At 63.0% G+C, this 7,553-nt stretch carries 7 protein-coding genes and 1 pseudogene; 6 read left to right on the top strand and 2 right to left on the bottom strand.

Going from position 1 to position 7,553, the window contains the following annotated elements:
- Positions 1-105: 105 nt before the first annotated feature.
- The 5 genes and pseudogenes from ABIB16_RS11125 to ABIB16_RS11105 form a co-directional block, all read left to right on the top strand.
- Positions 106-399, top strand: a pseudogene (locus tag ABIB16_RS11125) (integrase core domain-containing protein); the annotation flags it as partial.
- A 108-nt stretch (positions 400-507) separates the two neighbouring features.
- Entirely contained in the window at positions 508-936 is a 429-nt protein-coding gene (locus tag ABIB16_RS11120; protein ID WP_127435416.1) for a DUF6083 domain-containing protein, read from the top strand.
- Positions 937-1,116: 180 nt separating this feature from the next.
- A complete protein-coding gene (locus tag ABIB16_RS11115) occupies positions 1,117-1,731 on the top strand; it encodes an AAA family ATPase (RefSeq protein ID WP_065423796.1) in 615 nt (204 codons plus the stop codon).
- Positions 1,728-1,979 (top strand): YlcI/YnfO family protein, encoded by a 252-nt coding sequence (locus ABIB16_RS11110; protein ID WP_049147591.1) that lies wholly within the window; start codon positions 1,728-1,730, stop codon positions 1,977-1,979. The genes ABIB16_RS11115 and ABIB16_RS11110 overlap by 4 nt, the downstream gene beginning before the upstream one ends.
- A gap of 682 nt (positions 1,980-2,661) precedes the next feature.
- Positions 2,662-3,054, top strand: coding sequence for a hypothetical protein (locus tag ABIB16_RS11105; protein WP_127445927.1), 393 nt, complete (start codon positions 2,662-2,664; stop codon positions 3,052-3,054).
- A 1,205-nt stretch (positions 3,055-4,259) separates the two neighbouring features.
- On the opposite strand, the gene ABIB16_RS11100 is transcribed toward ABIB16_RS11105, so the two are convergent.
- Positions 4,260-4,829 carry a TetR/AcrR family transcriptional regulator gene (locus tag ABIB16_RS11100; RefSeq protein ID WP_060973480.1) on the bottom strand — a complete coding sequence of 190 codons (570 nt, stop codon included), beginning with the start codon at positions 4,827-4,829 and terminating at the stop codon, positions 4,260-4,262.
- 17 nt (positions 4,830-4,846) lie between these two features.
- Positions 4,847-6,313: an MFS transporter gene (locus ABIB16_RS11095; protein ID WP_036316244.1), complete on the bottom strand. Its 1,467-nt coding sequence runs from the start codon at positions 6,311-6,313 to the stop codon at positions 4,847-4,849.
- Positions 6,314-6,592: 279 nt separating this feature from the next.
- Here ABIB16_RS11095 and ABIB16_RS11090 point away from each other — a divergent pair, with 279 nt between their 5' ends.
- On the top strand, positions 6,593-7,159 hold the full coding sequence (locus tag ABIB16_RS11090) for a recombinase family protein (RefSeq protein ID WP_060973479.1): 567 nt from the start codon (positions 6,593-6,595) through the stop codon (positions 7,157-7,159).
- The last annotated feature ends 394 nt before the right edge of the window (positions 7,160-7,553 follow it).

Genomic DNA, 7,553 nt, shown 5'->3' with positions numbered 1-7,553 from the left:
ACAACAGGCCCAGGAAGGTCCTGGACTGGAAGACTCCCGCGGAGGTCTTCGCCGAGCAGCTACGCTCGCTCTCAACGCACGGTGTTGCAACGACCAGTTGAACCCGCCCAGTTCCGCTCGGCCCTATTCCAGGACGCCCTCACCACCCACGGGCTGATCGGGTCCATGGGTCAGGTCGGTGCTGCCGGGGACAACGCGGCAATGGAATCCTTCTTCGCGTTGCTGCAGAAGAACGTGCTGGACCGACGCGACTGGGACACCCGGGACGAGCTGCGGGCCGGGATCATCACCTGGATCGAGCGAACCTACCACCGCCGCCGCCGGCAGGTGCGCCTGGGCCGATTGACGCCGGTCGAGTACGAGTTGATCATGGACCACACGCCCGCAGACGCGGCGTGAAGACGACTGTCACCTACACGTGCACCAGTCCCTCCTTCCTCTGGTGTACAGCCGGCCATCGGGTGAGAATCCAAACATCACCGGCGTGCGCAGGCAGAGGAGACCCACATGAGCCAAGAGCAACCACCACCCCGGCATCGTCTCCATGAACCCCAGCAGATCAAGCAGGCCTTGTTCTCAGACCCTGCTGACGACGCCCCAGCCACCTATCTCTGGTCCAAACCAAAGAGAGGCCGTTGCCGACGCTGTCGACTGCCGATCATCTGGATTTACACCGAACGCGAAGCACCCTGGCCCTTCCAGCCGGAAGAGTACGAGAGCGCTGGATTGCCCCCTAAGGCTCAGTGGCGCCTTCCTCGACGTCGGAAGATCATCGCCATCCAACGCCCCGCAGAACGCCCCACCGACAAGGTGCTCATCCCACACACGCATGTCTGCCCCTTCGATGAGGACTCAGACTCTCCGGCCTTGCTCCGCATCCAGAACGAGCTGCGTGCCAGCCTCGAGGAAAGCGACACGGAGGAGAAGCTCTCCTGAACAAGCAGAATCCCCACTTGGTGGACAACACGGAGCTCACGCTCTGCCACACGGAGGAGGAGCCATCACCAGCTCCCGCCCTGGCCAACGCGATATGTACGCCTAGGCCCGAGGGATTGCAGTACCGCACTAACGCATCACCGCGTGCGGCACTGCGTTAGTGCGGGTTATCCTGCCCTCATGGCACCAGCTCCTGTCACCATCGCGTTCATCGCCTCCAAGGGAGGCGTGGGCAAGACCATGGGAACCATCTGCCTCGCCGCCGCCCTGACCCACACCGGCCACAGCGTCGAAGTCCTCGACGCCGATCCCCAGGGCTCGGCCAGCGAGTGGCTGGAGATCGCAGCCGAAGAACGCCCCACAGGCTCGCCCATCCCCTTCACCTACCGGGCCGTGAACCTCTCCGACCTCAAACGGCTGCGCCCGAGCACGGACTTCGTCGTGATCGACACCCCACCGGGCACCCCCGACGTCCAGTCCGCCGCTGCCGCAGCGGCCGACCTGGTCATCATCCCCACCACTCCCAGCGCCGACGACATCGCCCGCACCTGGGCCACCGTCGACGCCCTGGGCCCCACCGTGCGCCTGGTGGCCCTGCTGAACCAGGCCAACCCCCGCACCAAGCTCTTCACCCAGGTCGTGGACCTGCTGGCCGCCGAGAACGTCCCGCAGCTGGCCACCACGATCCCCACCCGCGAGAGCTTCAAGCACACCCACGGCACCTACCCCACCCGTACCGCGCTCGGCCCCTGGCTCCAGGTCGCCGAGGAGATCCAGGAGATGACCCGCCCGTGAGCACCAAGCCCACCCCCGGCGCCGCCCGCGGACGCCGCACCACCACCCCGGCCACCCCCACCGACGGCCCGGACATGACCCTGGCCTACGCCGCCCACGCCCAGGCAGCCGCCGAGCCCATCAAGGCCACCTCCATCCGCCTACCCGAACGCCTGCACAAGCACCTGCGCCGGCACAGCGTCGAGGTCGGGGTGCCCATGTCCCAACTGATCATCCAGGCCATCGAAGCCAAGTACCCCGAAGACTGACCGCAATACCGCAGTGCCGCGCGCATGAATGAGGTAGTGCGGTACTGCGTTAGAGACGCCTCTTCCCATGTCTGACTAAGAGCGATACGCACTGAGTAGCTGCCGGTTGACCATCCAGGAGCCGGGGGATACTGAAAGGCCTCCATCCCTCAATCGACCAAGTCAGGGGAGGTCTCTGGACGGGAGAACAGATAGTTCACTCAGCCGCGCGGCGCAAGAACGAACTCGCCACAACGGACCGAACGCAAGCAGACGGAGTGAGCATCGAGGGGATGTGCAGTGGACCACGGAGAAGACCGCTTCCCGCTGGGATACCCCACCACATACTTCATCCTCCAGGTCAGCTAAGCCCGACCCCGGCGGGGAACGTCCACCTCCCCTCCTGTTGCTGCCACCGCATGACAGGGGGCCTCGCCTGCAACTTGTGTGATGTACAGCACGCAGATAGGCTTCGATGCGTCAGATGACAAGCTGAATATTGGAGGGGATTATTTTCGATCGACGTCAAGCCATGCGTGGTCTTTCGGGAGCGTTGGTTTCTGGGGGTCTGATTGCAGTCGCTGCGCCGACTTTGGCGGGCGCCGGGCAGCCGATTGGACGGCCGCCTCATGCTGGGCGACGGCCGCCTCAGTCGGCGTGGCGCAAGCCGCAGTCCTCCTACACGGAAGATGAGCAGCTCGACATGATTCTGAGGGCGCTGGATTCGATGCCTGAAGAGCTTAAGCGAGCTGATCCTCACACATACCCGGGATACAGCGAGAAAATCGCGCCTTACCTTGAAGGCCTCACGACAATTCAGACTCCAGTGGATTCATCTGGCGACGCTGAGGCAAGTCCAGCGTTTAATGTTTTTGGATGCTCGCTGGCGCTTGGCAATTTCGTCGTTCAGTTCGGGTTCCCCGTATTCAAGATCATTGCTTGGATTAAGAAGGCGCGGAGCCTTTGGGGCGGAGTTAGCGGCATTTGGCGTGCAATTCGTTCCGGTCAGGCTGCCGCTGAGATCGGTGAGGATGCCGTGAATGTTCTCTCCGAACTCCTGGGGGTTCCCGGGCTTGTGGAGGCTTGCCTGAGCTGATGTCAGGGCTAATCCCAAACAGGGGGAGGGGTTCCTTTCCGAAGGAAGGGGGCCCCTCCCATGTCGTTCCTATTTCCTTGGCCGTAGGGGGACACTTGTCTACTGCGGCGCTACTGTCCCCGGTGGTCTGGTTGTTTTGGTGGCTGTTGAGCAAGCTCCTCTCCAGCCCTTTGAGCGGATCTCTTTCCCTTGCCCTCACTGCTGCTGCTGTAGTGGTTAGTTCTATTGTCGTGACTTTGTGTGAGCGGCCCTTTACTGTTTCTGCTGGTCACTCAGACCCAGGCGGGTGGGGCTATGCAATTTGGGGGTTCGTTATTCCCCCACTTGTGGGGGCAATGGTGGGGTGGTTCGTTTCTCCGGGTCACGCTGCGTGCGGAGCTATCGCGATGTTCACAGTCTTTGGGACTGAAGCATTGTTATTAAAGACGTGGCGGCCCGGTATGAGTGATGAGGAAATTCGGCAAGCTTGGAGCAAGACCAAGAAAATGACGGAGGAAATGGCCGCTGAAGATCGAATCGAGAGGGGATGGCTGACGCCGCCCAGGAAGTGGAATGATCAGTAGGTTCAGTGTGTCCCATGCCCATTTTGACAGCGATGTCAGCGCTATAACCGCACCACCGCGCTACCGCAGCACCGCACGGGTGAATGCGGTACTGCGGTACTGCGTTAGTTGCACTACTTCCCCGGTCTGACCACGGGTGATGTGTGCTGGGCGCTGCCGATGGGTCGCGCGTGGACCGGGCGGAAGTGAAATCCCCTTGCCCCCTATTGACCAAGACAAGGGCGGGGTGACCATACCCGGACAGGAGAACAGGCGGCTCACTCACCGTCGCGGCCCTCGAAGAAGAACACCGCGACGGGTCTCACCCTACGGAGAAGAACCGGCCCGGACCACGGGTATCCACAGGGCGTGGGCCGTTCAGGGCTGGCCGGTCTCGGTGGTGTTGAGGGCCTTGTAGATCGTGGTCCGGGAGACTCCGAACGCGCGGGTCACCACGGCCTGGACCGCGGCGGTCTTCTCCTGGTCTAGCTTTGTCACAGGCTGACCCCGTCCAGGCGGGTATACCCACTAGGCGCATGTGTCAGAGCCAGTTGGGTGCTGCTGGACAGAGGTGCCAGGGTGCGATCTTGCTTGACAGGGTTGCCCATCATCGCGCTCGACGGATTCGTCGATCCGGCCTTCTCCAACCGCGCGCTGGCTCGCTTACCCGTTGGGCTTGGCCTCGGATTCATGGACGTCATTCTGGAGTAGCGCGATGATCTGCTTTGCGGTTTCACTCCGGTGGTCCTGTGAGATGGGCCTGCTTCCGATCAGGTCGTTGACCCAGAGCCCGTCAGCAGCGAGCAGGGCGAGCGAGGTCATCTGGTCGCGCTCAGCTTCGTCTCGTTCGCTACGTCCGGTCCATCGGTCGATGAGGTCTTCCCAGATCGCCTTGTGCTGGGTGTGCTGGCTGTCGAGAATCATCTGGAACTCGGCGCGGGAGGCGGCTGTCGAACAAGTGAGTATGTAGGCGGTCAGGCGCTCCATCGGCGTTGCCTCAGCGGTCGGCTTTCCACAGGCGATCTCTAACTGCCGCTCCCAGCGATCAGCGAGTCTCTGGTGGATCGCAGCGATCAAGTCGTCTCGTGACGGGAAGTGGTAGATGATCCCGGCCCTGGTGATCCCTGCAGCGGCCGCGACAGAGTCAAACGTGACTGCTGTGATCCCGTCTTCCTCGATCACTTGGATCGCGGCGTCGAGGATCATGGTCTTCTTGCTCTCACGCACCATCATGCGCCCCTCCGATTGGTTCAGTGGTTTTCGGCGTACTCCATTGCCTCGCTGCCGCGCCCGTAAGCGCGGAGCAGCCGATTGGTCAGAGCGGCTCCACTAGCCAGCATGACAGCGAGGACGATCATCGTGACCAAATAGGCCGTGTCGTAGGCGGAGGTGGCGGCTGCGATCACGTCGAGATCTCCGTCGGCGATCCCGAGGGCATCGGCAATGCTCTCCCCCGCTGCGGCGGGAGTGCCATCCGGGAGTCGGACGACTGTGGCGTAGACGAAGGTCAGGAGGCTCCCGAGGAGTGCTACAGCCGAGAGGGAGCCCATCTCATAGGAGACTTCTTCGATCGAGGCCGCCATGCCGGCCTTTCGCGGAGGCGCGTTGCCCATAATGGCGGCGGAAGCGACGGCGAAGGTGCCGCCCAGGCCGAAGCCGGTCACGATGAAGCTGACGACCAGCAGGGGTAGTGATCCGTTCGCAGAGGCCAGCACGGCGAGAGCTAGTCCTAGGGCGGCGATGGCGAGGCTGCCGGAGATAATGATCCGCAGGCCCACGATGTGCAGGATCGCGGCCCCTAGGACACCTGAGGGCAGGGCGCCAAGCGCGATGGCTGCGACTAGCAGGCCTGCTTGCAGGGGGGTGAAGCCCTCGACGAGCTGGAAGCGCTGTGTGGTCGCGAGCTGGGCGCCAGCGATGGTGAACATCGCGAAGAAGGCTGCCAGAGAGCCGCCAGCGAAGGCGCGGTTGCGGAAGATGGAGAACTCGATGAGTGGTTCTTCCAATCGGCCCTGGCGTCGCACGAAGAGGACGAACCCGATGACTGCTGACGCCAGCGCCCCTGCGATCAGAACCCAGTTCTGTGGAATATGGGCCAGTTCCTTGATGACGAGCACGGTGCCCACCAGCCCGACCATCGCATAGAGGGATGAGACGAGATCCCACTTCTTCGACGGATCGGGATGGTTGTGCGGCGCGATGATTGCGGTCGCCACAAGTGCGATGGCAACAACGGGGACATTGATGAGGAAAACAGATCCCCACCAGAACCGTTCGAGAAGGGCGCCGCCGAGAATGGGTCCGAGCGCTGCCCCCGCGATCGACAGGCTCCCCCAGATGGCGATGGCGATGTTGCGCTCACGAGGATCGTCGAACGCGAGGCGGATCAGAGCAAGCGTGGCGGGCATCATCGCTGCGGCCCCCACAGCGAGGAGTGCCCTGGCGCCGATCAGGAAGGCAGGGTTGGGCGAGAATGCCGCTGCCAGTGATGCGGCACCGAAGATCCACAGGCCGACGACGAACATTCGGCGGTGGCCGATGCGATCGCCCAGTGTGCCTGCTCCCAAGAGGAGGCCAGCCATGACCAGGGGGTAGGCGTTGATGATCCACAGTGTCGAGGATCCGGACGCGCCGAGGTCTGCGGTCAACGTAGGCAAGGCGGTGTAGAGGATCGAATTGTCGAGGGTGATGAGTAGCAGGCCGGCCCCCACGGTCATGAGCAGCCACCACCGCCGCGGCGATGATCCAACGTCGTTCACTGTTGTACCCCTGTCCTCTGCCTGTAGTCGCATCAACGAAACTATACTAACAGGTTAGTAAAGTAAACGTCAACGCTCCGACAGAGGGATGCCTCACAATCCAGCTGGGTGTTCATTGCCCCATCCCGGCGTCAAGCCGGGTATACCCCTTTACACACCCTGCCCGGTCACGAGACCATCACGTCAGAGACGGTCCCAATCGGGCCCGTTGGACACAAGCGTCGGAGGGTCTTAAACGTGGTTGGACAGACTGTGGCCTACGTGCGGGTGAGCTCAGCGGAGCAGAACCTGGATCGTCAGCTCGAGGCGGTGGGGGAGCGCGACCGGATCTTCCAGGACAAGATCAGCGGCAGCTCGAGGGCCAAGCGCACGGGGTTGGCGGAGCTGATGGCCTACGTGCGGGAGGGGGACCTGGTGAAGGTCGCCTCGATGGATCGGCTCGGCCGGGACACGCGGGACCTGTACGCGATCGTGGACGAGCTCACCGGCAAGGGGTGTGCGGTGCAGTTCGTGTCCGAGCGGATCACCGTGGACAAGTCCGGCACCTCTCCGGTGGACGGGCTGATGCTGGGCATCCTGGCGGCGTTCGCTGAGTTCGAGCGCCGGCGGATCAAGGAGCGTCAGGCCGAAGGCATCGCCCTGGCCAAGGCCCGCGGCAAGTACGTGCAGGCCCCGAAGCTTTCGGACACCGACGTGGAGCAGGCGCGCGTGATGATCGACATGGGGATCCCGAAGGCCGAGGTGGCGCGCGCGTTCGGTGTGAGCCGGCAGACCCTATACACCTCGTTGCGCCGGCCAGCCTAAGACTGAGCCTTATCCTCGGCCGCCTACGTCTCCGGGGTTTCTGCGTCAGCACGCGGGTGGGGCCTTGTACGGGGATCGAGCGTCTTGGGCTGAGTGATGGCACGCGCGGCCGACGAGCGTTGTGTTCCGCGGTTGCCCCGGAGTGGTTCGGGACAACGGCGCGAGCATACTTGCTATCAGGGCCGTATCGGATCTAACAGCGAGGTGACCCCATGATGCTCCGCCGACTCCGGATTGAGCACTTCCGTGGCATTGAATCCGCGAACTGGGCGATCCACCAGCGATTGATCAGTTTGGTGGGGCGTGTCAGATGGTCTGTGTAAGCCGTACCGAGAGGAACGGTAAGAATCATGACCATGATCGACGAGAAGAACCCAGGCGAGCCCTCGGGCCA

Source organism: Micrococcus sp. UYEF5 (assembly GCF_040546065.1).
In the GTDB taxonomy this organism is placed as follows: domain Bacteria; phylum Actinomycetota; class Actinomycetes; order Actinomycetales; family Micrococcaceae; genus Micrococcus; species Micrococcus luteus.
The sequence above is the reverse complement of the archived record's forward strand: the minus strand, read 5'-3'. Positions and strand labels throughout refer to the sequence as shown.